Source organism: Thermoflexus hugenholtzii JAD2 (assembly GCF_900187885.1).
Classification (GTDB): Bacteria; Chloroflexota; Anaerolineae; order Thermoflexales; family Thermoflexaceae; genus Thermoflexus; species Thermoflexus hugenholtzii.
This window is the reverse complement of record NZ_FYEK01000027.1, coordinates 174,392-198,577: the sequence shown is the minus strand read 5'-3', so window position 1 is coordinate 198,577 and position 24,186 is coordinate 174,392. Positions and strand designations below refer to the sequence as shown.

General features: G+C 68.4%; 20 protein-coding genes and 1 riboswitch. Of the genes, 8 read left to right on the top strand and 12 right to left on the bottom strand.

Features of this window, described 5'->3' with window-relative positions; all coding sequences use genetic code 11:
- Positions 1-22: 22 nt before the first annotated feature.
- The 5 genes from CFB18_RS07130 to CFB18_RS07110 form a co-directional block, all read right to left on the bottom strand.
- Positions 23-595, bottom strand: a complete 573-nt coding sequence (locus CFB18_RS07130; protein WP_088571110.1) for an LOG family protein — start codon at positions 593-595, stop codon at positions 23-25.
- An 11-nt stretch (positions 596-606) separates the two neighbouring features.
- Positions 607-2,343, bottom strand: a complete 1,737-nt coding sequence (locus tag CFB18_RS07125; RefSeq protein ID WP_088571109.1) for an ABC transporter permease — start codon at positions 2,341-2,343, stop codon at positions 607-609.
- 54 nt (positions 2,344-2,397) lie between these two features.
- Positions 2,398-3,042 (bottom strand): Uma2 family endonuclease, encoded by a 645-nt coding sequence (locus CFB18_RS07120; protein WP_088571108.1) that lies wholly within the window; start codon positions 3,040-3,042, stop codon positions 2,398-2,400.
- Between the two features lie 65 nt (positions 3,043-3,107).
- Positions 3,108-4,235, bottom strand: coding sequence for a thiamine ABC transporter substrate-binding protein (locus CFB18_RS07115; RefSeq protein WP_088571107.1), 1,128 nt, complete (start codon positions 4,233-4,235; stop codon positions 3,108-3,110).
- A 647-nt stretch (positions 4,236-4,882) separates the two neighbouring features.
- Positions 4,883-5,515, bottom strand: coding sequence for a thiamine diphosphokinase (locus CFB18_RS07110; RefSeq protein WP_088571106.1), 633 nt, complete (start codon positions 5,513-5,515; stop codon positions 4,883-4,885).
- Between the two features lie 240 nt (positions 5,516-5,755).
- Positions 5,756-5,890, bottom strand: a riboswitch (TPP riboswitch).
- 420 nt (positions 5,891-6,310) lie between these two features.
- Here CFB18_RS07110 and CFB18_RS07105 point away from each other — a divergent pair.
- The 7 genes from CFB18_RS07105 to CFB18_RS07075 all read left to right on the top strand — a co-directional run bounded on the left by CFB18_RS07105 (position 6,311) and on the right by CFB18_RS07075 (position 14,894).
- Positions 6,311-7,009, top strand: coding sequence for a response regulator transcription factor (locus CFB18_RS07105; protein ID WP_088571105.1), 699 nt, complete (start codon positions 6,311-6,313; stop codon positions 7,007-7,009).
- Positions 7,010-7,038: 29 nt separating this feature from the next.
- Positions 7,039-9,399, top strand: a complete 2,361-nt coding sequence (locus CFB18_RS07100; protein WP_088571104.1) for an NACHT domain-containing protein — start codon at positions 7,039-7,041, stop codon at positions 9,397-9,399.
- A 49-nt stretch (positions 9,400-9,448) separates the two neighbouring features.
- Positions 9,449-10,249 carry an SDR family NAD(P)-dependent oxidoreductase gene (locus tag CFB18_RS07095; RefSeq protein ID WP_088571103.1) on the top strand — a complete coding sequence of 267 codons (801 nt, stop codon included), beginning with the start codon at positions 9,449-9,451 and terminating at the stop codon, positions 10,247-10,249.
- 27 nt (positions 10,250-10,276) lie between these two features.
- Entirely contained in the window at positions 10,277-11,098 is an 822-nt protein-coding gene (locus CFB18_RS07090) for a deoxynucleoside kinase (protein WP_088571102.1), read from the top strand.
- A gap of 148 nt (positions 11,099-11,246) precedes the next feature.
- A complete protein-coding gene (locus tag CFB18_RS07085; RefSeq protein WP_088571101.1) occupies positions 11,247-11,492 on the top strand; it encodes a type II toxin-antitoxin system RelE family toxin in 246 nt (81 codons plus the stop codon).
- A 257-nt stretch (positions 11,493-11,749) separates the two neighbouring features.
- Positions 11,750-12,286, top strand: coding sequence for a GNAT family N-acetyltransferase (locus CFB18_RS07080; protein ID WP_200808119.1), 537 nt, complete (start codon positions 11,750-11,752; stop codon positions 12,284-12,286).
- 160 nt (positions 12,287-12,446) lie between these two features.
- Positions 12,447-14,894, top strand: a complete 2,448-nt coding sequence (locus CFB18_RS07075; protein ID WP_159461621.1) for a phospholipase D-like domain-containing protein — start codon at positions 12,447-12,449, stop codon at positions 14,892-14,894.
- A gap of 18 nt (positions 14,895-14,912) precedes the next feature.
- Here the strand turns inward: CFB18_RS07075 and CFB18_RS07070 are convergent, their stop codons facing one another.
- Both CFB18_RS07070 and feoB read right to left on the bottom strand, forming a co-directional pair.
- Complete coding sequence (locus tag CFB18_RS07070; RefSeq protein WP_088571099.1) at positions 14,913-15,332, bottom strand: FeoA domain-containing protein; 420 nt, start codon at positions 15,330-15,332, stop codon at positions 14,913-14,915.
- A 4-nt stretch (positions 15,333-15,336) separates the two neighbouring features.
- Positions 15,337-17,304: a ferrous iron transport protein B gene (gene feoB / locus CFB18_RS07065; protein ID WP_200808118.1), complete on the bottom strand. Its 1,968-nt coding sequence runs from the start codon at positions 17,302-17,304 to the stop codon at positions 15,337-15,339.
- A gap of 299 nt (positions 17,305-17,603) precedes the next feature.
- On the opposite strand from feoB, the gene CFB18_RS07060 reads away from it, so the two are divergent.
- On the top strand, positions 17,604-18,098 hold the full coding sequence (locus CFB18_RS07060; RefSeq protein ID WP_088571097.1) for a cupin domain-containing protein: 495 nt from the start codon (positions 17,604-17,606) through the stop codon (positions 18,096-18,098).
- 54 nt (positions 18,099-18,152) lie between these two features.
- On the opposite strand, the gene CFB18_RS16270 is transcribed toward CFB18_RS07060, so the two are convergent.
- From CFB18_RS16270 to CFB18_RS07035, 5 genes are all read right to left on the bottom strand, one after another.
- Positions 18,153-19,178 (bottom strand): alcohol dehydrogenase catalytic domain-containing protein, encoded by a 1,026-nt coding sequence (locus CFB18_RS16270; RefSeq protein ID WP_088571096.1) that lies wholly within the window; start codon positions 19,176-19,178, stop codon positions 18,153-18,155.
- Positions 19,175-19,573, bottom strand: a complete 399-nt coding sequence (locus tag CFB18_RS07050; RefSeq protein ID WP_088571095.1) for a cupin domain-containing protein — start codon at positions 19,571-19,573, stop codon at positions 19,175-19,177. Before CFB18_RS07050 ends, CFB18_RS16270 begins: the two co-directional genes overlap by 4 nt.
- 157 nt (positions 19,574-19,730) lie before the next feature.
- On the bottom strand, positions 19,731-21,023 hold the full coding sequence (locus CFB18_RS07045; RefSeq protein ID WP_088571094.1) for a dihydrolipoamide acetyltransferase family protein: 1,293 nt from the start codon (positions 21,021-21,023) through the stop codon (positions 19,731-19,733).
- Positions 21,024-21,043: 20 nt separating this feature from the next.
- Complete coding sequence (gene pdhA / locus CFB18_RS15945; RefSeq protein ID WP_088571093.1) at positions 21,044-23,101, bottom strand: pyruvate dehydrogenase (acetyl-transferring) E1 component subunit alpha; 2,058 nt, start codon at positions 23,099-23,101, stop codon at positions 21,044-21,046.
- Positions 23,094-24,050, bottom strand: a complete 957-nt coding sequence (locus tag CFB18_RS07035) for a sugar-binding transcriptional regulator (RefSeq protein ID WP_088571092.1) — start codon at positions 24,048-24,050, stop codon at positions 23,094-23,096. The genes pdhA and CFB18_RS07035 overlap by 8 nt, the downstream gene beginning before the upstream one ends.
- Positions 24,051-24,186 lie beyond the last annotated feature (136 nt).

Below are 24,186 nucleotides of genomic sequence, written 5' to 3'. Positions count from 1 at the left end.
CGCTTCCCCTTCCGAAACGATCTCAACCTCGCGGCCCTGATCCCACCGGCGCCCCTTCCGCTATCATGGCCTGCAATCGAAGAACCGCCTCCTCCACGCTTTCCACCACCTGCAGCAGGTCCAGGTCCTCCTCCCGGATGTAGAGGGGATCGTGATAGGCCTCCAGCAGGCGGCGCCAGCGCGCCCCGATCAGGAGGAAGGGCCGGGGGGCCAGCTCCCGGGTCTGGAGGAGGCTCCAGGCCATGGCCATCTCGCTCAACGTCCCGATGCCGCCGGGCAGGGCGACCAGGGCGTCGCCGGCGGTCACCAGGTAATGCAGGCGCTGGAAGAGGGTGGGGAACTTGATCTCCACATCGAGATAGGGGTTGGCCTTCAACCCCCAGCGGTCGAACAGGTCCACCGTGACCCCGATGGCGAGCCCGCCGGCTTCCCGCGCCCCGCGGCTGACCGCTTCCATCGTCCCTCCATACCCGCCGCTCATCACGATGAAGCCGGCCTCGGCCAGGCGGCGGCCCAGCTCCCGGGCCATCTCGTAATCCGCGGATCCCGGCGCCGGGGCGTGGCCGCCGAACACCGCAACCACCCGCTGCCGCATCCCCTCCTCCTTCAAAACGTCCCGATCCCCCGGTAGCGGAACCGTTCGATGAGAAGGATACCGAGGAAGGTGAGGAGGAGCAACAATGTGCTCATCGCCATGGCTTGGCCCAGGTTCAGCTCCCCGGGCTGGCTGAGGAAGCGGGCGATGGCCAGGGGCATGGTGGGCATGGTGGGCCGGGCGATGAGGGCGGTGGCCCCGAACTCCCCCAGGGAGACGCAGAAGGCGAAGACGGCGGCGGCCAGCCACGCCCGGCCCAGCAGGGGCAGCTCCACCCGCCACCAGACCTGCGCCGGCGAGGCCCCCAGGGTCATCGCCGCCTCCCGCCAGCGCGGGTTCATCCCCTCCAGGGCCGGCAGGAGGATGCGCACCACGAACGGATAGGCGATCAGGGTGTGGGCGATCACCACCAGCAGCGGCGAGGTGCGCAGGGCCTGCACCGCCGCCACCAGCCCCGGCCACGCCCGCAACGGCTCCGGCGGATGGCTGAAGCCGACCAGGAACCCGAACCCCAGGGTGACCGCCGAAGTGGAAAGAGGGAGCATGAGCAGCGGATCCAGCCAGCGGATGCGACGCCGGCCCGCCAGCCCGTAAGCGGCCAGCCCGCCCAGAAACAATGAGAGGCCCATGGTCGCGGCCGCGAAGAGCAGGGAATTACGGACCGCCTCGATGGGCGCCACGTAAGTGACGGCGCCGCGCCGGTTGATCCAGAGCTCCCGGTAGTAGCCCAGGGTGATCCATCCGGTGTAGTAAGCCGGCTCGCCGGGCTTGCGCAGGGTCATGGGGGTCACCGAGCGCAGGGCCAAGGCCAGCAACGGCAGGCCGATCCAGAGGAAAAGGATCGCCAGCGCCAGGCCCGCCAGCAAGCGCTCCTCCCACGTCCGCAACGGACGGGCGGTGGAGGCCTCCGGCCGCCATTCCAAGGGAACAACCCAACGGGCCTGGAGCCGCGTGTAGAGATACAGGAGCGCGAAGTTGAAGGCCAGCTGGACCAGCGAGAGGGTGGCCGCCGCCGGCAAATTGAAGAGGCCAACGGCCTGCCGGTAGATCTCCACCTCCAGTGTGGCATACCGGGGACCCCCCAGCAGCAACACCACCCCGAAGCTGGTGAAATCGAACAGGAACACCAGGGCCGCGGCGGCCAGGATGGCCGGGAGCAACAACGGCCCGGTCACCCGCGTGAGGACCCGCCAGCGATCCGCCCCCAGGGTCTGGGCCGCCATCTCCAGGATGGGATCCAGATGGCTCCAGGCGTTCCCCACGATGCGCAGCACCAGCGTGAGGTTGTAGAACACGTGGGCGACGACGATGGCGGTCAGGGTGTTCACAAAGGGGATCGGTGGTTCCGGGAGGCCGAACAGGGCCATCAGGGCCTGATTCACCCAGCCCCGAGGGCCCAGGAGGGCCGTGAAGGCCGCCGCCACCACCACCGTGGGGAGCACAAAGGGGACGGTGGCCATCGCCTGCCACAGGCGGCGGCCGGGCAGCTGATAACGGGCGAAGAGGCCCGCCAGGGGGAGCCCGAGGAGAAGGGTCACCACCGTGGAAAGGGCCGCCTGCCCCACCGTGAACCCCAGGACCTTCCGGAAGGACGGGCTTCCCAGGGTCCGAAGGATCGCCTCCCCTTCCAGGACGCCTGCGGGCATGAGGCTCAGGCGCAGGATCGAGATAATGGGATATGCATAAAAGAGGGAAAAGAACAGAAGCGGCAGCGCCAGCAGGAGATCCCGTCGGCCCACTTTTCCCATGCGGGTTCGCATCCTGTGCAGGCAGCCCTGACCGATCCTCGACAGACGTCCGGCTTACCCGGACGCCTCCAGGATCTGCCGGAGACATTCCAGGGCAGCGGGGAGCGGATCCCGCCACAGCCATTCCGCTTCGATCCAGAACCCGGGGACCGCTGTAGATGGGATCCGCCCCCGGGAGATCTCCCCCACCCGGTAGCCGGGGTGACCGAGCCGGTGAATCGTCACCACCTGGCGCTCTGGATCCACCACCCAGTATTCCCGAACCCCGCCCTCTTCGTATATCCGGGCTTTCTCTTCGAGGTCATAGCGCCGAGTGGAAGGGGAGACGACCTCCACCACCAGGTCCGCCGGGCCCTCCACCCAGTCAGAGCGGCTCCCCGGGAGACGATCCCGATGCACGAAAAAGAGGTCCGGCTCTTTGACCGCCCCCGGCCGCAGGCGAAGAACCGCTGGTGCGTTGAAGACCTCTCCCAGCCCATGGGCCTCAACGTAGCCCCGCAGCAGGAAGGAGAGAAATCCCACCAGGCGCTGGTGGGAGAGGGTGGCCGGCGAGTGCACGATCACCTCCCCGTCCTCGAACTCCCAGAGATGATCCTCCGGCGCCTCTTCAAAGTAACGGGCCTCGGTCCATCCTCCCAGACGGAGCAGAAAAGCGCCCATGATCTCCTCACCGCTTTCCGTCATCAACCGAACCCGCATCGCCGGACCTCCCGCACCCCGGTTCGGGCGAGCCGGAACCGCACTCCCCTCATTTTGCTTGACCCTCACCGCAGCATCAAATCCGTCCACTCCTGGATCCACCGCTCCCGGTTGGCATCGATCCGGGCGGGATCCAGGCGGGCGGGCTCCTTCGGGACCTCCGCGAACTTCTGGAAGAAGTCCGGGAGCTTCGCCTTCGGGTGGACCGGGAAGACGAACATCTGGAGGGGGATGTCCTCCTGGAAGCGCAGGCTGATCATGTAATCCATCCAGCGCTCCGCCAGGTCCCGGTTCCGCGCCCCTTTCAGGATGCCGGCGAACTCGATCTGGCGGAAGCAGGCGTCCTTCCCCAGGACGTTCCCGGTGGGAGGCTCGGAGAGCTGGCCCTGGCTGAAATACACCTCCGCCGCCGGGCTGGTGGCGTAGCTCACCACCAGCGGGCGCGTCCCCGGGCTCCCCGTGGCCCCGCTGAACTCTTTGTAATACGCGTCCTCCCAGCCCTCGGTGATCTTCACGTCGTTGGCCTTCAGGGCCCGCCAGAAATCCAACCAGCGCTCCTCCCCGAAGTGGGCGATCGTGGCCAGCATGAACGCCAGGCCCGGGGAGGAGGTGGCCGGGTTCTCCACCACCAGCAAGCCCCGATACTCCGGCCGCGCGAGGTCCTCCAGGGTCTCCGGCGGCTTCAGCCCCTTCTCCCGAAAGTATTTCTTGTCATAGTTCACGCAGACGTCGCCGTAATCGATGGGGATCAGCCGGAGCTCGGGGTCCAGGATGAACTCCGCGGGGATCTCCTCCAGGCCCTTCGGCCGGTAGGGTTCGAAGAGGTCCTCCCGGATGGCCCGGCTGAAGAAGGTGTTGTCGACCCCGAAGAACACGTCGGCCAGGGGTGCCCCCTTGGCCAGGATGGCCTTGTTGAGGGCGGCCCCTGCATCGCCCGCCTTGAGGATCTGGACCCGCGCGTGGTAGCGCTGCTCGAACTCCCGCAGCACCTCCTCGCTGACGGCGAAGCTGTCGTGGGTCATCAGCACCAGCTCCCGCGGGCCCGCCGGCGTGGCCGTGGGCGTCGCCGGGCTCGGGGAGGGCGTGGGAGCCGGCGACGCCGGGACCGGCGAGGGCATCGGCGTCACCGCAGGCGTGGTGCAAGCTGCGGTGAGCGCCATCAGCACGCCGATGAGAATCGCTCGACGCTTCATGGTCCCTGCCTCCGGATAGGAAGGTCTGAAGGCCACTTCACCTCACAACGGCAGGAGGGGCTTTCGCTTTGGCTCATGTCCTTGAACGATCGGATAGGAGCAGAGGCCAGCCTCTCCCCTCCCGTTGCGCCTTGCGGTCCAAGCAGAGCAACTGCAGGAAGTTGCCCTCCATCCCATCGCCGATCATCGGTAGAGAAAGAGCCGCGATCCTTCGACCCGAACCTCCGGTTCTCGATGACGCGAAGGTCGCGGCTGAAGCCGCTCCTACAAAAATGGGCTTCTGTAGGAGAGGCTTTCGCCCCAAACCTTCGTTTTCGATCTCGCGAGGGGCCGCGTCGAAGGCTGTTCCTACAGCCCGAACCCTCCATCCTCGAAACAGCAAGGGTCGCGGCTCCTACGAAAAGACGGTTTTTGTAGGAGGGGCTTTCGCCCCGAACTCCCGTCTTCGATGATCAAAAGTTCGCGGCTGAAGTCGCTCCTGCAAACATCAGCCTTAGGATGGGCCTTCGCCCCGAACCTCTCCGACAGGATGCGGGCCGAAATGAATCTCGGCCTACTTTGTGGGTCGCGGCGGAAGCCACTTTCGTCCCGAACCGGCGGTCCTCCATGATCCTGTCTGCAGGCTGCAGCCATCCCCAGCTGCGGGTTTAACCCTCTCCCCGCTCGTGGATCACCAGGAGGAGGCCCCGTCGGACCCGCACCCGGGCCCGGGGGGCGATCAGCCGGTTGCTCACCCCCAGGGTGGCCGCGAAAGGCAGCGTCCCCTCCGTCAGGGGGTAGAACAGCCCCTCCAGCGTCACCCCCTCCGTGTCCCCGATCAGCGGGATCAGGGAGACCCGATCCCCCGGCTCCCCCTCGATCCAGTCCTCCTCCCGGATCACGAAGGCCTCCCGTCCTTCTCCCACAAACCGGATGTCACAGCCCGCCCATCGGGGGTGGGCCAGAAGCAGCAGCGAGGCCAGGGTCTGATCCAGCCGGGAGCCCCACGCTCCGAACACCCGGATGGTCGTCCCCAGGGTCCGGGCGTGATCCAGAGCCAGCTCCAGGTCCGTGGCGTCCTTATCCACCGGGTGGCGCTCGATCGGGACCCCGTGGACTTCCAGCCAAGCGAGGGTCTCCGGATCCATGGAATCCAGATCCCCGATCACCCGATGGGGGAGGACGCCGATGGCCCGCAGGTGGGCCGCTCCCCCATCCGCGGCCAGGATCCAGCGCGCGCCGGAGACCGCCCGGCGCAACGCCTCAGGATCCACCTCCCCGCCGGCCACCACCACGATCATCGGTTTATGCCTCCCACTCAGAATGCCAGGGTCTCTCGACTCTCCTCCGCGGAGAAAGCGTTTGGAGAGCGGCGACGAAAGGGGCGCGGCTCCTTCTGTCCGGCGTTACACCGTAGGCTGAAGAGAACCGGCTGAGGGCATCCAGCGCACATGGCCTCAGGAGACGCGCCGGGAGAGTCAAAAGAATGGAGAGAGAAACTCCCCAGGAGGGACTTCGGAGTGCCCCCTGAACGGCGAACCGAAGACGCATCGTTCCCTTCCCTCCGCCGGCATGATCCGGATCAGGTTCAAAGGGTCGGCGCCGGGCCTTCGGGGAATCCCCTCCGGAAGGCGCCCTCTCAGCCCGCTTCCCCGCGGACTCCCCCGGGAATCCGCCTGCTGCTGAGATCCAGGAGACCGTTGCTTACTTAAGTTTACCTGCAATTTCCACTCCTTGTCCATCATTTGCCTGCGACGGGTGTGTCCTGATTTTGTCGGGCCTGGCCGCCTTGTAGGACAACTGCGAACATTTGCCCTACAATCTTGGGACACACCCCCTGCGACCGATCGCTTCCCCGTTTTCACGCCCTGACTGAGGTGGGGTCCCGGCGAGAGGCCCAATCCGGTCCGATAGCCACTCCCATTGCTCATGCTGATGGCGGTCTCTCATCGCCCGCCCCGACCGCCCTCGCTTTCGGGCGCAACGCGCAGGCGGTGATCCGCGTTTTGTGGTAAAAACATAAAGCAGGAGCCCGGCGCTTCCACCCCCGGTGATACCCAAGAGCAGGCTCAGGCTGAATCCATGGGGGGTCGGACGTGAAAAAGATCCTGCTGATCGAAGACGATGTGGAGCTCGCCCGCTTCCTGGCATGGCAGCTGGAACAGAACAACTACCAGGCTCTCGTCGCCCACAGCGGCCCGGAAGGCCTCGCTCTCCTGCAGGCACAGAGGCCCGACCTGATCCTCCTGGATCTGATGCTGCCCGGCATGGACGGCTGGGAGGTCCTGCGGGCCATCCGCGCCACCTCCGAGATCCCTGTGATCATCATCAGCGCCCTGGGAGCGGAGTCGGATATCGTGCGCGGCCTGGAGGCCGGCGCGGATGATTACCTGACCAAGCCCTTCGGCCCCCGCCAGCTCCTGGCTCGCGTCCAGGCTGTCCTGCGGCGCTATGAGTCCACTACCGCCCGCGGGGTCTACGACAACGGCCGCCTCTACGTCAACCTGATCACCCAGGAGGTCCGGGTCGACGGACGCCCGGTGGAGCTGACGCCTACGGAATTCCGGCTCCTCTCCACCCTCGCCCGCTTCGCCGGCCGCCCCCTCACCCATGATTTCCTCCTCAGAGAGGTATGGGGGGAGGAGCACGTCCAGGACCGCGGCTACCTCAAGCTCTACATCTGGTATCTCCGCCAGAAGATCGAGCCGGACCCCAATCACCCCCTCTTCATCCGGACGGAGCGGGGGATTGGCTACCGGCTCGTCGGCCCGGACGAGCTGGGGACGGTGGAGTAGGATAATAGGATAATAAGAGGAGGAAGGCTGTGGGATTCCCCGGCGCATGGCGCTTCGATCCGCTCTCCGCCCTGATCGGGGCCCTGCTGGCCCTGCTCGGCGTCGGGTTGCTCTATGCGATCCGGCGTCCCCTGCAAGCCCGCTACGCCGCGCTGAGAGGCCGCTTAGAGCAGGCCGGCCAGCGCCTGCGCCTCGCCGCCGAGTCCCAGTATCGCCAGTGGCTGGCCGAACAGCTCCCCCACTGGATCGCCTGGTCCGCCCTGGATCCCCGGCTCGCCCGTTGCCTGATCGAGCCCGTCTTGCTCCCGCCACCTCCCTACCCCTCTACCCAGATCCAGACCCTCCCGCCGGAGGATCCCGTCCCCTTGCGGCCGGTTCTGCGGGCGACCCGACGGCTCTTCATCTACGGCCCTCCTGGCAGCGGCCGCACCGGCGCCCTCTGCTACCTGATCCAAGAGGCCCTGGCCGGGCGACTGGACGGACAGGCGCCGCTTCCCCTCTACGTGCGCCTCCCGCTCATCGAACCCGATCCCACCGCCTCGCCCGAGGCCCTGCTCCTCAGGTTCCTGGGCCGGATGGTCCCCCTCATCCTCCGCCCCCGTCTGGAGGGGATGATCCAGACCGCTTTGAAGGATGGAAACGCCCTCCTGCTCCTCGACGAGCTGGACGAGATCCCTCCTCCCCGCCAGCCGGAGGTCATCCGCTGGCTGGGACAGCTCGTCGAGGCCTATCCCGAGCTTCGCATCGTGGTGGCGGGGGATCACTTCCCCACCCAGCCCCTGGAGGGGATGGGCTTCGTCGCCCTCCCGCTGGCTCCCTGGTCCAGAGCCCAGGTTGAGCGATTCCTCGAGGGATGGGCGGAGGCGACGGGGATCCCCCTCCTGGATCTCCGGGAGCGATCCGCCGCGTGGCGCCGGGATCGGATTGGGCGCTGGCGTCCCGCGGATGTGGCCGCCGCCCTCGCCCTGGGATCCGCCCGCCCAGGGGATCCAGGGCTTTACGACGCCATCCTGGAACGCCTGCTCCAGGGGATCACCGGGAAGACCGCGCTGACCATGCCCGGCGCCCGGCTGGTCCTCGGGCGGGTGGCCTTGCGGCTCCTGGAGGAGGAACGCTTTCAGATCACCCTGGAGGATCTGGAAGAGACGATCCGTCAGACCCTCCCGGAGCTGGCGGCCTCGGCCGCCCGACGTCAGATGGACGCCGCCATCGAAGCCCTCACCGCCCCCGGCCGGCCCATCGTCCCCATCGATGAGGAGCACGGACACTTCCGCCATCCCCTCCTCCAGGCGTATCTGGCGGCGTGGGCGATTGCCCAAGCCGGCGATCCGGTGCCCCTTGCGCGCCATCTCGATGATCCGCGATGGGAAGCCGTCTTCACGTTCTACGCCGCCCTGGGACCGATGATCGGGATCGTCGAACGCGCCTTGTCGGAGCCCGACGACGCCTTCTACACGCGGCTGCTGCGGGTAGCCGAGTGGATCGCCGTGGCCTCGCCCCAGGCGCCATGGCGTGCGGACGGGATGGCCGCCCTGGCCCGAGCCTTCCTGAAGCCCGGCCTGCCGCCCGCCCTGCGCCGGCGCCTCGCCGAGGCGCTGGTCCGCACCAGAGACCGGGGGGTGCCGGTGCTCTTCCACAAAGCCCTCCGCCACCCGGACCCCGAGATCCGCATGGCCGCGGTCCGCGGGCTGGGATGGCTGGGGCAGGAGAGCGACCTGCCCTTCCTGGAGCAGGCCCTGTCGGATCCCGATCCCGAGGTCCGCCGGGCCGCGGTGACCGCCCTGGGGGAGCACGGCACCGAACCCGCCATGCAACGGCTGGTTCTTCTGCTCTTGGAGGCCGAAGAGGAAATCCGGATCCTGGCGGCGGAGGCGCTGCGGAACTACCCGGAGGGCCCTCAGCTGCTGCAGGAGGCGACGGAGGAGGCGGACTGGCGCGTGCGGCGGGCGGCCGCCTTCGCCCTGGCTGGCTTTCGGGAGGAGTGGGCGAAGGCCCGACTGGAGGCCCTGGCTCGAGAGGATCGGGAGTGGCTGGTGCGCTCGGCTGCCCAGGACGCCCTGGCGCGCTGGGCGGCCGGCCGGGAGCCCGCCCCACCCGACCTGCGCCCGGTGGTCCTCGAGCAGCTGGGGTGGCTGATCGAGTGGGCGGTGCGGGAAGGAGAGGGAGTCGGGGGCGGGTCGGCCCGGCAAAGCCTGTATCGGGCGCTGGAACGAGGGGAACCAGAGGTGCAACGGGCGGCGTTGCTCACCCTGGCTCGGATGGGGGAGGCCGACGACCTGGCCGCCATCCGGGCCGTGGCCTTCGATCCCCGGGTGGACGCGCTGACCCGCGATCTCGCCCTCCGCGCCCTGGAGGCCATCGCCCGCCGCACCGGCGCCCGGGTGCTGTAGTCCCTTGAACCCGAACACAGCGAGACCTTCTCGAAGGAGGGAACCGTCTATGGCGGATCCCGCGCTTCCAGACCTTCTCTCCCTGAAAGGGAAGAGAGCGCTCATCACCGGAGCGGCGTCCGGGATCGGGAAGGCCATCACCCTCCGGTTCGCGGAGGCCGGGGCGAGCCTGGAGCTCGTGGATCGGGACGAAGAGGGCCTCCGGCACCTTCAGGAAACGCTTCGGGAAAGCCGAGTGGAAGTTCACAGCCATCAGGTGGATCTCTCCCGCAAGGAGGAGATCGAGGCCCTGTGGGCGCGGCTCAAAGGCCGGTCGGTGGAGATCCTGGTGAACAACGCAGGGGCTTACACGTTCCGGTCCTTTGAGGAGATCGATGAAGCTTTCTACGACGGCGCCATGGCCGTGAACCTGGACGCCGTCTTCTGGATGTGCCAGGCGTTCATCCGCGCTTTACCCCGGGGGCGAGGAGGCGCCATTGTGAACATCAGCTCGGTGGAGGCCTTCCTGCCCTTTGCGGAGGGGCTCGCTCACTACGACGCCGCCAAACTGGGCGTGGTGGCCCTGACGCGCGCCATCGCCCGGGAGTTCGGCCGCCGGGGGATCCGGGCCAACGTCCTGGTCCCCGGAGGAATCCGCACAGAAGGCGTGCGCCGGCTCCAGCGGGAGACCCTCCGAAGGCTGAACATCCGGCGGATGGTCCTCGCCTTCCACTTCAACGCCCGGCTTCCCATGGGCCGGTTCGGGGATCCGGATGAGGTGGCCCGGGCCGCCCTTTTCCTGGCCAGCGATCTGGCCAGCTATGTCAACGGAGCGGTCCTCGCCGTGGATGGCGGATTCCTCTCGAGTTAGTCATCATCCCGGGAGCCGGAGGCGTTTATGCCCCACTGGTTTCTGGCCATCGAAGGCGTGATCGGCGTCGGCAAGACCACCCTGGCCCGCATGCTGGCCCCCGCCCTGCAGGCCCGTCCCCTCCTGGAGCGGTTCGAGGAGAACCCGTTCCTCCTCTACTTCTATCAGGACCGCGCCCGCTATGCCTTCCCCACCCAGATCTTCTTCCTGCTCAGCCGCTACCGGCAACATCAGGAGCTTGCGGCCCATCTGGAGCATGGGCCGGTGATCAGCGATTACATGTTCGCCAAGGACCGCCTGTTCGCGCGCCTGAACCTGACCGGGGACGAGCTGGCCCTTTATGAGCAGCTCCATCAGGCCCTGGCGGAGAAGATCCCCACGCCCACCCTGGTCCTCTATCTTCGGGCGGATACCGACACGCTGATGGCCCGCATCGCCCTGCGGGATCGCCCCTACGAGCGCGGGATGGACCGCGGCTACATCGAGCGTCTGCGCCTCGCTTACGAGGCCTTCTTTGCGACCTACCCCGGCCCCTTTCTGATCATTGACGCCACCCGCAACTTCGTCCAGGACGAAACGGTCTTCCAGGAGATCCTGGATCAGGTCCGCGGCGCCCTGGGCCTCGGCCCCGCTCCCCAACCCCTCCCCATCTTCCCAGCCCCGCGTCCCGCCCCACCCCCCAGCCCGGATCCCCTCCTCCAGGCCTGGAGCGACCTTACCCGCACACTGGAGGCCCTCCAACAGGCCCTCCGGAGGACCCCCCGCGACCCCGTTCGGATCGCCCAGCTCATCGAAACCTGCCGCACCCAGCTGGAACGGATCTCCGAAAAAGTGAAGCTTGCGACCTAAAATCCTTAAGAGCGCTCAGACAATGATCTCTCGGTCCAGGGCTCCCCTCCGGAGATCTGGGCCACAAATTCGCCGGAGGGGAACCGGCCGATGTAAAATAAGGTTAGAAAACGGGTGATGGATGGCGGGAGAGGGTGGTGAGGTTCCAATGGTGCTTCGGATCACAGAGCGAGCCTGGCGCGCGCTGGAAGAGCTGCATCCCAAGCATCGGGAGCAGGTCATGCGGCGGATCCGTCAGCTGGAGCAGGCCCAGCGCCCCCCGCTGACGAAGATCCGCCATGATCGGGGAGAGTTGTTGTCCTATCGGGCGGGCGAGTATCGGATCTACCTGACCTGGGACGAGCATACGATTCAGATCGAGGACATCCGCAAGCGGAACGATGCGTATCGTTGAGAGCGGCCATGCCGGAACGGCATCCGTCCGGTAACGCGGGAGGATCAGCGAGCCCTTCCCGAAGCCTAACACCTGGGTTTCCCCGGCCGGACCGGTGGCTTAGAGCCCCCGCCTCCGGTTCTCCGCCTGCGAGCGCTTTGGGACAATGGCACGCAGTTACCCCAGGCTACCTGTGGCCACAGCACCTCCAGGCTCCATTCGGGACCGGACGGACATCGCTGCGGGATGAAACGCGCCCTGGAAGGAGGTGATCCTCTTTGCCGCGCTCCATCGAAGCCATCCGCATCGTCCAGGAGCCCCTCTCCGGCTCCGCGGACCTGATCGATCTCTATTTCCGCGCCTATCAGCCGTTGGGGGACTACTTCTACCGCCATCGCGCAGAAGTGAAGGCCTACCTGAAATGGCTCCGCCACCGCGATCCCACGGGCTCCTTCATCGCCTACGATGGCCCGCGCCCGGTCGGCTTCATCGCCACCGACTCCCGCTGGGACCACGGGGCGGTGGGGGCGATCCATGAGCTGGTGGTGGACCCCGAGTATCAGGGCATGGGGCTGGGGCGCGCGCTGCTGCTGCGGGGGATGGCCTACCTGCGCGCCCGGGGCTGCCGGGAGTGCGAGCTCTGGGTGGGGGAGCGCAACGAGCGCGCTCGGTCCCTCTACCGGAACCTCGGCTTCCGGGAGAACGGCCGCTGGGGGAAATGGGTCCGGATGACCCGTTCCCTCGACGATCTGCCCGAGATCCTCGCCCCCGAAGCCCTGACCGCTCGCCCCGCCCCACCCGATCCCGGCCCGTGACCCGCGATCGGAGGGCCCACCGCGAACCTCCGTCTCCATAATGAAAGACGGAGCCCGGGAGCCGGCGGATGCGGCGCCCCCCGCTCGGAAACGGTTTCTCCGGGGCAAGTGTCTATCATCTTTACAGAGCAGACACTCATCCGGAAAGAGGAACCCGGGGATGCACCGCGTCCGCCGCCTGATCCTCTCTCTGCTGCTGGGCCTGACCGGCGCCCTCATCGCCTTCCTTGTCCCGCCCCGCGCCTTCCAGGCCGGCCGACCTCCGGTGTGGATCACCGCCGTCCACCCGGACGGCGTTTTCTCCGGCGAGCCCGACGAAGCAGTGCAGCTCACCGTCCTCGGAACAGAACCCATCGATCTCAGCGGGTGGACGCTGCGGGATCGCATCACGGGGACCGGTGGGGTGCGCTTCCCCGCGGGCTTCTTGATCACCCCGCCCGCCTCCCTCTGGATCGCCCACCACGCCCTCTCGTTCACCCTCGCCTTCGGCCATCCTCCGGACGCCGCGGTCTTCCCAGACGGGCTGGAAGGGGTGCGGCCGGTCAGCGGGACGTGGCCGGGCTTCGCCAACGCCGGCGATGAGGTGGTCCTCCGGGACGCCGCCGGCGACTTGGTGGACGCGGTGCTGTATGGGGACGGCTACACGGAGACCCTGGGCTGGCACGGACGCCTCCTCCAGATCTATGGAATCCGGGGTGCCCGCACCGAAGGGCGTCTCCTGGTCCGACGGGCGGATCCGGCCACGGGACATCCCCTGGATACCGACACCGCCTCCGACTGGGCCAGCGATCGGGAGGATCCGTGGGTCGGGCGCCGCCTGCGGTTCCCGGGCTGGGCCCCGGAACGCTTCGGGGCGCCGTTCCGTCTGAGCGGGACCTTCCCCATGACCCTGATCATCGCCCCGGATCACGCCTTCGAGGCGGTCTCGGCCTGGATCGATGCGGCGCAACACTCCATCCGGGGGGAGCTCTTCACGTTCGAGCATCCCCGGTTGGCGGAGCGCCTCGCCGCCGCCGCCCGCCGCGGGGTCTCGGTCACCCTGCTGCTGGACGGCACGCCTCCGGGCGGCCTCACGGACGACGCCCGTTACGCCTGCCGGCTCTTGCGGGAGGCCGGCGGCCAGTGTCTGATCATGCGCAACATGCCCGCGGCCAGCCCGCCGGCCCTGCGCCGCTACGCCTACGCCCACGCCAAATTCCTGGTGGCAGACGACCGGCGGGTGCTGATCGGGACGGAGAACCTGAGCCCCCGGGCGATGCCCGATGATCCGAAGGATGATGGGACCCAGGGCCAGCGCGGCGTCCTGGTGGCCTTCGAGTCCGCCGAGATGGCAGGCTTCCTGACCGACCTCTTCCGCTTCGACACGGACCCCGTCTTCCGGGACGTCGTCCCCCTGATGGAAGACCCTCCCCTCACCTACACCCCGCCCCTCTCCCTGGGCGGGACCGCTTACCCGGTCCGCTTCCGGGAGCCGATCCCGATCACCGCCACCGAGGTTGCCCTCATCGTCGGACCGGAGGGCATCCTGGACTTCGAGAACCCGATGTGGCACCCGCTGCGCTCGGCCGGCGCGGGGGACGTCCTCCAAGTCCAGCAGCTGGCTCTGCCGCCCTGGTGGGGCCCCAGCGCGGCGGATCCTGGCGTCGCCCCGGTGATCTCCCCGAACCTGGTCCTGGCCACTCTCATTGAGGCCGCCGGGCGCGGGGCCTCGGTGCAGATCATGCTGGACCGCTTCTACGATGATCCGAACGCCCCGCGGGGGAACAGCGCCACTGCGGCATATCTGGAGGCTTTGCGAGCGATGAGCCCAACCCTCTCCGCCACCCTTCAGGTGCGCCTGGGGAACCCCGGCGGGAACGGCCTGCACAACAAGATGTTCCTCCTCCGCCAGGGCGGAGCGCCCTACGTGATCCTGGGCTCGACCAACGGGACGGAGACCTCCCACAAGCTGAACCGGGAGCTGATGCTGATCTTCCGGTCGGAGGAAGGGTTCCATGCCCTAACGGAGCTGTTCCGGTTCGACTGGGAGCTCGCCCGGCCGAAGATCTACCTGCCCCTGGTCTTCCGGGATCACCGCCCCCCGCATCTGTTGATCAGCGAGGTGCTGGTCAACGCCCCCCGGATCGACCCCAACGAAGAGTGGGTGGAGATCTATAACCCGGGTGGGGAGCTCCTGGATCTCTCGCTGTATCGCATCGGCGACGCGGCGACGCCGGGGGACTACGAGGGGATGTATCGCTTCCCGCCCGGTGCCTCCATCGCCCCCGGCCAGGTCCGGATCATCGCCGTCTCCGCCCAGGCCTTCCGCATGCGCTACGGGATCCCGCCGGACTTCGAGCTGGCTGGGACCGATCCCGCGGTTCCCGACCTCCTCCCCGATCCGACATGGGGGCGGGGAACCTGGAACCTCAACAACACGCAGGATGAGGTGGTCCTGATCGGGCCGGAGGGAGAGGTGGATCGGGTGGAATGGGGGAGCGCGCCCCGCTGCTCGGCTCCGTCTCGCGGGCAGAGCCTCGAGCGCTACCCGGCGGGGCGGGACACGGACACCTGCGCCGACTGGCGGATCCAGTCTTTCCCTTCCCCGGGGACCGTCCCCGGATCCTGAGGGGGGATATCGGGGCCTTCAGGAGGCCACCCGGATGCGCATGGCCACGGTGGGATCCAGGGCCAGGGTCATGCCATCCACCTCGACGATCAGCGTCGGGCGCCTCCGGAGAACCCGAACTTCCGCCCCGGGGAGCAAGCCCATCTGGGCCAGCCGGGCCAGCCGTTCCCCCTGGATCTCCTCCACGTCCGTCACCACGGCGGAGCGGCCAGGCGGGAGGTCGGCTAGCGTGGGGGCGGAGGCCGGCCGGGATGGGCGGAGCCAGCCCAGCAACCCCCGCAACCACCGCACGCCGACTGAGCGCTCCAGGTCCGGCATCTGGTAGCCGCACTGCGGGCAGCACATCAGGGCGCATCGCGCGCCGATCGGACACGCGGTGTGGCACTGCAGCTCGGCCGGATCGAAGACATAGCCGCACATTGGGCAACGCGTCTGCATCCGCTCACCCCCATCCCAGCCACCGCAGGATGTGATGGGTCGCCCCGCCCACCAGGAAGGCGAAGGGGAAGACGAAGGCGAAGATGGCCACCGCCGTGCGCCAGCCGTGCTCCTTGATCATCATCATCACTGTGGCGATGCACGGGATGAACAGCGTGATCACCACCAGGCTCACCAAGATCTGATGGGGCGTCAGCACACCCTCCCGGGCGAGATCGAACAGCCCCGTTGCGCCGTAATCCCGTCGCAGGAAGCCGAGGAGAAACATCCCGGCGGTCTGCGGCGGCAGCCCCAGCCATCCGGTCACCAGCGGCGCCATCGCCCGCTCGATCCCCTCGAGCAGGCCCAGGCGATCCAGTGCGAAGAGGATGGCCGTGCTGAGCATGAATAAGGGCACCACCTCTTTGAGATACCATTCGATCCGGGCCAAGGTCTTGAGGGCCAGGTTCTCGAGGCGGGGCGCCCGCAGCGGGGGCAGCTCCAGGATGAAATCCGAGGGCTCCCCCGGGACCACCCGGGCGGCCAAGGCGCCCACCAGGCCCAGCACCGCCGCCACCACGGCGAGCCAGACCCCCAGGGCCCCCGGGCCGGCCATGGCGATCATCCCGAAGATCACTCCCAGCTGCGCCGAGCAGGGGACGGCCAGGGCCAGCAACAGGGTGACCAGCACCCGCTCCCGCCGGGTCTGCAGCACCCGCGTGGTCATCGTGGCCATGGTCACGCACCCCAGGCCCAGCACCATGGGGAGGACCGCCCGGCCGTTCAGCCCCAAGGCTTTGAAAGGACGGTTCAGCATCACCGCCAGGCGGGGGAGATATCCGGAGTCCTCCATCAGGCTGAACATCAGGAAGAACGTCCCCACGATGGGGAACACGATGGCCAGCCCGTAGGTCAGCGCCATAGAGATCTGACCGTAGGGCCCGAGGAGGAAATCCCGAACCAGTCCCCACGGGATCCATCGCTGGGCCAGCGCCGTCAGCGCGGGAAGGATCCAGGCGCCGAACACCGTCTCCTCCAGGAGCCCCACCAGCACCTGGGCGCCGAACACGCCGACGATCTGATACGTGAGCCAGAGGACGACCGCGATGACCAGCCAGCCCCCGATGGGGTGGAGCATCAGTGCGTCCAGCCGCTCCCGCAGCCCCTGCCGGACGCCCGCCGCGCGAGGGGTCCGGCGCACCAGGCCGTCCAGCAACCGCTCCGCCCACTGGTAGCGCTGCCGGGTCAGGACATAGAGCAGGGGCCGTCCGTAATGGGCCTCCAGGGCCCCTCGCAGGGCCGCCGCCTCCTGACGGAGCCCCTCATCGGGGACGTGCTGGCAGGTCCAGGGATCCTCCAGCAGCAGCCCAAGGGCCCGATACCGGCGGCCGGGGGCCGGAGGCAGGCGCTCTTCCAGCTGCCGCAGGGCCTCCTCCAGAGGCGCCTCATACGTGGGGCGGACCCGAGGGATGCGGGCCTCCGGGATGAGGGCACGCAGGCGGTCCAGACCGTGCCCGGAGACCGCCACCGTGGCGGCCACCGGGATCCCCAAGCGGGCCGCCAGCCCCTCCAGGTCGATCTCGATGCCCTCCGCCTGCGCCTCGTCCATCAGGTTGAGGTCGAGGACGAGGGGGAGCTCCAGCTCGGCCAGCTGGAGGGTGAGCAGGAGGGCCTGGCGGAGATGCCGGGCGTCCGCCACCTGGATCACCGCCTGGGGCTGGGCGCTCAGGATCAGCGCTTGCGTCACCTGCTCCTCAGCGGAAAGAGGAAACAGGCTGTGGATCCCCGGGGTGTCCAGCAAGGGGGCCCCCTCCGGGAGGCGCCCCATCAGCAGGTCCACCGTGGTGCCCGGGTAGTTGGAGACGGTGGCGTAGCGGCCGGTGAGCCGGAAGAACAGCGCCGATTTGCCCACGTTCGGCGGCCCCACCAGCACCACCGGACGCTGGGGAAGATCCTCCAATCGCTCCGTCGGCTCCGAATGACAGGACGCCACAGCCGCCCTTTTCTCAGCTCGAGATCGTTCGGATCATCGCTTTCTACATTAAAGTGAGGGTTACAAGAGGAGCAGTGAGGAACTTCACGAAGCCCGGGTGATCATCTGCAGCTCTCCATCCGGGTGGGCCCACCCGATGGGGTGCCGAAATTCATTTCGGCATCCTTATGTTTGTTGTAGGAGCGGCTTTCGCCGCGACCCATCGCGCATCCCCTTAGGATTTGCGCAAAGCCTTCGAGCAGGGGCACAATAAACCCTGATCTTTTACGATCTTTCCCCACCGAACGGGGTGCCGCAAGATGGCAGAGATCCGAGAGAAAGCAACCCTCCCATCCGGCCGGCGGATCTCCTTTGATGCCCGGACCTTCCGCTGGGAAGGCGTGGAACCGGAGGCCTACAAGTTCAGCCTGGGGGATGCCCGCGGGATGGGCTGGCGGGGGATCACCCGCTTCACCCTGGGGGGGCCTCCGGAGATCCCATGCCGGTTCCAGATGCGCTATTTCGAACTGGCCCCCGGTGCCTACTCCAGCTTGGAGAAACACCAGCACATCCACCTCATCATCGTCATCCGAGGGAGGGGGAAGGCTCTGGTCGGGCCGGAGGTCTTCGAGGTGGCCCCCTTCGACATCGTTTACGTTCCCCCGGAGGTCCCCCATCGCTGGATCAACGACGGCGATGAACCCTTCGGGTTCCTCTGCCCGGTGGACGCCGAGCGTGATCCCCCGCGCCCGGTCGATGAAGAAGAATGGAAGGCCCTCAAGCGGAACCCGAGGACCGCGCCCTACGTGTTCTGAGGATGGAGAGTCATCCGGGAAGAGGGCGAGGGCTCCCGACACCCGCCCTGTCTTTCACCGGAATGGATACACGAGGACCTTCAACGCCTCGTAGGATCGCATGGCCTGATATCCCTGCGGGGCCTCCTCCAGGGACAGGCGGTGGGTGATGAGGGATTCCACCGGCAGGCCCTCCGAGAGGAGGGCGAGGGCTTCGCGCATTTCCGGAGGGCCCGCGGAGTAGCTGGGGATCACCCGGATCTCCCGGAAATAGAGCGTGTGGACATCGACCGGCCAGCGGGCTTCGGGAGGTGTGGGCGTGAACAGCAGAAGAGTGCCTCCCGGGGCCGCGAGGGACCATCCCAGCTCGATGGCCTCCACGGAGCCCGGGCCGACGACGACCACGTCCGCCCCCCATCCCTCGCTCTCCTCCCGGATCCGCTCCGCTGCCTCCTCGGGAGATAGGGGGAGGATCCCGAACCGGACGGCGATCTCCCGGCGGGCGGGAAGCCGCTCGATCCCCCACACGCGTTCGGCCCCCCACCGCAGGGCCACCATCCCGTGCAACAACCCCATCACCCCCAGCCCGATCACCGCCACCCGGTCCCCCTCCCGCAGCCCGGCCCGCCGCAAGGCTTTCACCACTGTGGCCAAAGGCTCGGTGAAGGCCGCGGCCTCATCCGGGACATGGTCGGGGATCGGAAGGAGATCCCGTTCCACCACCGGCGGGGGGACGATGGCGTAGGTGCTGAGGCCGCCGGGGATCAGGCGGGTGGAGCGCCAGGTGGGGCAGTGCACGGAATCGCCCCGCCGGCAGAACCGGCACGCGCCGCATGGGGCGTGGTGATGCACCACCACGCGCTCCCCGCCCCGAAAGGCGGTGACCCCCGAGCCCACGGCCACCACCTCGCCGACCAGCTCGTGGCCGGGGGTGAAGGGAGCCTTCTTCGCCATATACCAGTCCATGATCTCCCCGGGGCACAGCCCGCAGACCCGGATGCGCACCAATACTTCCCCCTCCGTTAGGGGCCGCAGCGGAACCTCCGCGATCCGCAGGTCCTCCCGGCTGTGGTAGATCAGGGCCCGGGCATGGGAGATCATTCTCCTTCCTCCGATCGCCGTTCTCGCAACAACGCCTTGTTCGGGATCACACAGAGGAAGCCGAAGGGCTCCTCGCCGATGTTGACGAATTGATGCGCCTCGTGAGGGGCGATGTAAATCACGTCCCCGGGCCCCACCTCGAAGCGCTCTTCCCCCAGCTGCACCTGGGCGCGGCCCCGCAGGACCACCACCCCGTGGTCGTGGGAATGGCGGTCCAGGGAGGACCGGCAACCGGGCGGGAGCTCGAAGTAGCGGATCACGAAATAGGGCGCGCGCTCCCGGGGGCCGATCAGCACCCGTCGGGAGCCACAGACACCCCTCGGCCCCTCATAGGGCACCGCCGGGACCCCCTCCCAGTCCCACGCCCCCGGTTTCCGACGATGCACCGTTCCCATCGACTTAACGCCGCTCCGGCTCGGAAGACTATTTCCTCTTCCTCCAGATTCACCGTACTGCGGAAACCTGCCGGACAGGCAAAAGTTGCAATGGTGAGAACCGGCTCGACCCCATGCGCCACATTCGCATGGAGGATCGCCTCATGCAGGTCCCCTTTCACCCCAGCAACAGCCCCGGCCGCTCCAGGACTGCCCGGAGGGTCTCCATGAACTGAGCCGCCTGCGCGCCGTCGATCACCCGGTGGTCCGCCGTCAGGGTGAGGGTCGCCACCGGGCGCACCACGACCTCATCTCCTCCCCCGACCACCGGTCGCTTCGCCACCCGGCCCACCGCCAGGATGCCCGCTTGGGGTGGGTTGAGGATCGCCGTGAACCGATCCACCCCATACATCCCCAGATTCGATAAGGTGAAAGTTCCCCCCTGCACATCCTCCAGACGCAGCGCCCCCTCCCGCGCCCGCCGGGCTTTCTCCTCCAGGATCTGCGCGATCTCCATCAGCCCTCGCCGATCGGCCTCGTGGATCACCGGCACCACCAGGCCCTCGGGGACGGCCACTGCCACCCCGATGTTCACGTCCTCCCACTCCAGGATCTCCTCCCCCTCCAGCGTGGCGTTGAGGGCGGGATGCCGCCGCAGGGCCCAGGCGCAGGCCTTCACCAGCAGCGCCGTGAGGGTTACTCGGGGCCCGCCCTCCCGCTCCGCCCAGGCCGCGAGATCCTCGACGATGGCCATCGCCCGGCTCATCTCCACATCGATGCTGACCGTGAATTGCGGCGCCTCCCGCACGCTCCGGCTCATCCGCTCCGCGATGGTCCGCCGCATCCCGGCCAGCGGCACCCGACGGCGGATCGCCGGGCGGGCCGGGGCCTCCGGGACGACGGCGCCGCGCAACGCCTCCGCCGCCCGCCGCACATCCTCGGATTGGATCCGCCCGCCCGGGCCGGTCCCCTCCACCTGCCGCAGATCCACCCCCAGCTCCCGGGCCAGCCGCCGCGCCGCCGGGGCCGCCTTCACCTTCCCCTCGGCCGCGCGCTGAGCCAGGAACGCCTCCACGTCCGCTTTGGTCACCCGTCCTCCCGGGCCGGTGCCCGGCACCACCGAAAGATCCACCCCGTGGGCCTGGGCGATCCGCTCCGCCACCGGCGTCGCCCGCGGGGCGCCGGCCGGCGAGGTAGCCGGCGATGCGCCCGGCGCGCCCTCCCAGACCTCCCCGGGCAGGAGGATGTAGGCGATGGGCTGGCCGATGGGCACCACCGCTCCGGGACCAACCCGGATCCCCACCAGGGTTCCGCTGGCCGGCGCCTCCACCTCCATCGCCACCTTGTCGGTCTCCACCTCCAGGAGGGCCTCGCCTTTGGTGACCGTTTCCCCTTCCTGCTTCAGCCAGCGGAGGATCCTCCCGCTCTCCTGGGCCATCTCGAATTTGGGCATGATCACCGGGACCGGCATGCGTTTCCGAGCCTCCCCTATCAGATCTCCAGGCGCGCCAGCCGCCGGGCCGCCTCGACGATATCTTCCACCTGGGGAACCGCCGCCCGCTCCAGGCGCGGATGATAGGGGATGGGGACATCCACGCCGCCCAGGCGGATGATGGGGGCCTCCAGATAGGCGAAGGCCTCGCTCTGGGCGACCGCGGCCGCCAGCTCCCCGCCGAACCCGCCCAGCAGCGGCGCCTCGTGCACGATCAGCAGCCTCCCCGTCTTCTTCACCGAGGCGATCACCGTCTCGGCGTCGTAGGGCTTCAGGGTGCGCAGATCGATCACCTCCGCCTCGATCCCCTCCGTCGCCAGCCGTTCCGCCGCTTCCAGGGCCCGCAACACCGCGATGGAGTAAGCAACGATGGTGAGATGGCGCCCCGGCCGCCGCACCGCCGCCTTCCCCAAGGGGACGAGATAGGGCTCCTCCGGAACCGGCCCGCGGGTTCGATAGAGCAGCTTGTGCTCCACGAAGATCACCGGGTTGTCATCGGCCAGGGCGGCCAGCAGCAGCCCCTTGGCATCATAGGGCGTGGCGGGTGCGGCCACCTTCAACCCCGGCACGTGCACGAACCACGCCTCCAGGCTCTCCGAGTGCTGGGCCGCCGCCCCCGTGCCGGAGCCTCCGGGGAGCCGCAGCACCAGCGGAACCCGGGCCTTCCCCCCGAACATGTAGCGGACCTTGGCGGCCTGGAGGACGGTCTGCTCCATGGCCAGGGTCACGAAGTCCATGAACTGCATCTCCACGATGGGGCGCATCCCGGTGAGGGCCGCCCCGACACCGGCCCCGACGATGGTGTTCTCCGAGATCGGGGTGTCCCGCACCCGCTCCGGCCCGAACCGCTCGATCAGCCCCTGGGTGACCCCGAAGGCCCCGCCGTAGACCCCGATGTCCTCGCCCATCAGGAAGACCCGCTCGTCGGCGGCCATGGCCTGGGTCATCGCCTCCCGCAGGGCCTCCGCGTAGGAAAGCGCCCGCGTCCCCGCCGGCGGCTCCACCGGGACCTCGGAGCCGAAGGCCTGCCGGATCCAGCGAGGAGGGAAAAGCGGATCCTCGGCGTAGACGCCTTCGGTCAACTGTGCCACCTCGGGCTCCGGATCTCCTTCGGCGGCCCGGAGGGCCTCCGCCACGGCCTCCCGGGCCCGCTCCTCCAGGGTCGCCGCCTCCGCCTCCGAGAGCCACCCCCGGGCGATCAGCGCCTCGCGGAGCCGGGCGATCGGGTCGCGGGCCATCCAGGCCTGCACCTCGTCCCGGGTGCGGTAGACCTGGCGGTCGCTCTTAGAGTGCCCTTTGTAGCGATACGTGATCGCCTCGATCAGCGTGGGGCCCTCCCCCCGCCGGGCCCGCTCCACCGCCGCCTGGACCGACCGATACACCGCCACCACATCCATGCCATCCACCGTCTCCCCGGGGATCCCATAGGCAGCGGCGCGATCGGCCACCCGGTGCACGGCCATGGCCCGTTGGACCGGCATGGACATGGCGTATTGGTTGTTCTCGCAGAGGAAGACCACCGGCAGCCGCCAGATGGCAGCCATGTTCAGGCCCTCGTGGAAGTTGCCGTGGTTGGCCGCTCCATCGCCGAAGAAGCACAGCACCACCCGATCCTGCCTTTGCATGCGGATGCTGAGCCCTGCCCCTACGGCGATGGGGATCCCCCCGGCCACGATGCCGTTGGCCCCTAGATTGCCCCGCTCGAGATCAGCCAGGTGCATCGAGCCGCCGCGGCCGCGGCACACCCCTGTCTCCTTCCCCAACAGCTCCGCCAGCATCGCCCGCAGGTCCTGCCCTTTGGCGATGGCGTGGCCGTGGCCGCGATGGGTCGAGGTGATGTAGTCATCGGGGCGCAGGGCGGCGATGGCCCCCACGGCCACCGCCTCCTGGCCGATGTAAAGATGCATGGTGCCGTGCATCTTGCCGGCCGCGTAGAGCTGCTCCACCGTCTCCTCAAAGGCCCGGATGAGCAGCATCTGGTAGAGCCAGTCGATCAGGCGCTCCCGGGGGAGGTCGAGCGTCGCGTCGAGAAGAGACGTCGTCGGCGCTTCACGCATAGGCCAGCGCTCCCTCCATGGCGAGGACGGCCGCCGCCGCCTCTGCGTCGGTGACCAGCACATCGACATAGCCGCCGCGCAGCGCAGCCCGGATCGCTGGGGCCTTGGCCGCGCCCCCGGCCACGGCGATCACCGTGGGGATCCGGCGCAGCGCCTCGAGCTCCAGGCCGATCACCCGCCGGTTCAGAGGATGATCCAGGGGGTTCCCCTCCGCGTCCAGCGCCCGGGCCAGCACATCCCCCACCGCCCCGGCGGCCCGGAGCGCCTCCAGCTCAGATTCCCTCAAATAGCCTGCCCGCCGCAGGCTGGAGAGTCGAGGGTCCACCGAGCCGATCCCAATCAGAGCTACATGGACCTTGCGGGCCAGGGCCAGGGTCTCGGCGATGGTCCGCTCATGCCGCAGGGCCTGGGCCACCGCTTCGCTTTCCACCAGCAGGGGGGCGTGCAGATGGCGAACCGGGGCCTCCAGCTTCTCCGCCAGCCAGCGGGCGAGCTCCGGCCCGTCGATCATCGGGTCGCCGGCGCCCAGGGCGCCGATGATCTGGATCACCTGGGCGCCCTTCAGCGGGATCTCGGGCATCGCCCGCACCACCTCGTAGACGGCCGTGCCCCAGCTCAACCCGATGCGGATCCCCGGGCGCAGCCGCCGTTGCAGCGCCTGCGCTCCCAGCTCCCCCAGCCGGCGCAACCGCAGACGGTCACCCGCCGGAGGGTTGCCCAGCACCCAGGCCTCCCGAAGGGAGAAGGCCGCGCGCAGCGCTTCCTCCAGCCGGGGATCGGTCTTCAGGGGATGCCGGATCCGGATCTCCACCAGGCCCCGGGCCCGCGCCTCCTTGAGGTAACGCGAGACCATGGAACGCGAGCACCCCAGCCGCCGGGCGATCGCCCCCTGATCCAGCCCCTCCTCGTAATACCAGGACGCAACCTGGGCTAACCGCTCGTCATCCATGGGGATTCACAAAGTTGAACATAAGGTAACATTTATTATATGGGCTTGACAGGGGTTGTCAAGGGGGAGAGCGTTGCCGAGGAGATCCCAAGGGCCTATGGCATAAAATGGAAAGGGGTCGATGCGGAAGGGAGGA

What these genes read in the sequence shown, in the direction of transcription:
- CFB18_RS07085 (WP_088571101.1), top strand. Translation starts at nt 11,247, where the DNA reads ATGGTGCTTCGGATCACAGAGCGAGCCTGGCGCGCGCTGGAAGAGCTG.
- CFB18_RS07115 (WP_088571107.1), bottom strand. Translation starts at nt 4,235, where the DNA reads ATGAAGCGTCGAGCGATTCTCATCGGCGTGCTGATGGCGCTCACCGCA.
- CFB18_RS07125 (WP_088571109.1), bottom strand. Translation starts at nt 2,343, where the DNA reads ATGGGAAAAGTGGGCCGACGGGATCTCCTGCTGGCGCTGCCGCTTCTG.
- CFB18_RS07130 (WP_088571110.1), bottom strand. Translation starts at nt 595, where the DNA reads ATGCGGCAGCGGGTGGTTGCGGTGTTCGGCGGCCACGCCCCGGCGCCG.
- CFB18_RS07090 (WP_088571102.1), top strand. Translation starts at nt 10,277, where the DNA reads ATGCCCCACTGGTTTCTGGCCATCGAAGGCGTGATCGGCGTCGGCAAG.
- CFB18_RS07070 (WP_088571099.1), bottom strand. Translation starts at nt 15,332, where the DNA reads ATGCAGACGCGTTGCCCAATGTGCGGCTATGTCTTCGATCCGGCCGAG.
- CFB18_RS07120 (WP_088571108.1), bottom strand. Translation starts at nt 3,042, where the DNA reads ATGCGGGTTCGGTTGATGACGGAAAGCGGTGAGGAGATCATGGGCGCT.
- CFB18_RS07095 (WP_088571103.1), top strand. Translation starts at nt 9,449, where the DNA reads ATGGCGGATCCCGCGCTTCCAGACCTTCTCTCCCTGAAAGGGAAGAGA.
- CFB18_RS16270 (WP_088571096.1), bottom strand. Translation starts at nt 19,178, where the DNA reads ATGATCTCCCATGCCCGGGCCCTGATCTACCACAGCCGGGAGGACCTG.
- CFB18_RS07060 (WP_088571097.1), top strand. Translation starts at nt 17,604, where the DNA reads ATGGCAGAGATCCGAGAGAAAGCAACCCTCCCATCCGGCCGGCGGATC.
- CFB18_RS07075 (WP_159461621.1), top strand. Translation starts at nt 12,447, where the DNA reads ATGCACCGCGTCCGCCGCCTGATCCTCTCTCTGCTGCTGGGCCTGACC.
- pdhA (WP_088571093.1), bottom strand. Translation starts at nt 23,101, where the DNA reads ATGCGTGAAGCGCCGACGACGTCTCTTCTCGACGCGACGCTCGACCTC.
- CFB18_RS07045 (WP_088571094.1), bottom strand. Translation starts at nt 21,023, where the DNA reads ATGCCGGTCCCGGTGATCATGCCCAAATTCGAGATGGCCCAGGAGAGC.
- CFB18_RS07110 (WP_088571106.1), bottom strand. Translation starts at nt 5,515, where the DNA reads ATGATCGTGGTGGTGGCCGGCGGGGAGGTGGATCCTGAGGCGTTGCGC.
- CFB18_RS07050 (WP_088571095.1), bottom strand. Translation starts at nt 19,573, where the DNA reads ATGGGAACGGTGCATCGTCGGAAACCGGGGGCGTGGGACTGGGAGGGG.
- CFB18_RS07035 (WP_088571092.1), bottom strand. Translation starts at nt 24,050, where the DNA reads ATGGATGACGAGCGGTTAGCCCAGGTTGCGTCCTGGTATTACGAGGAG.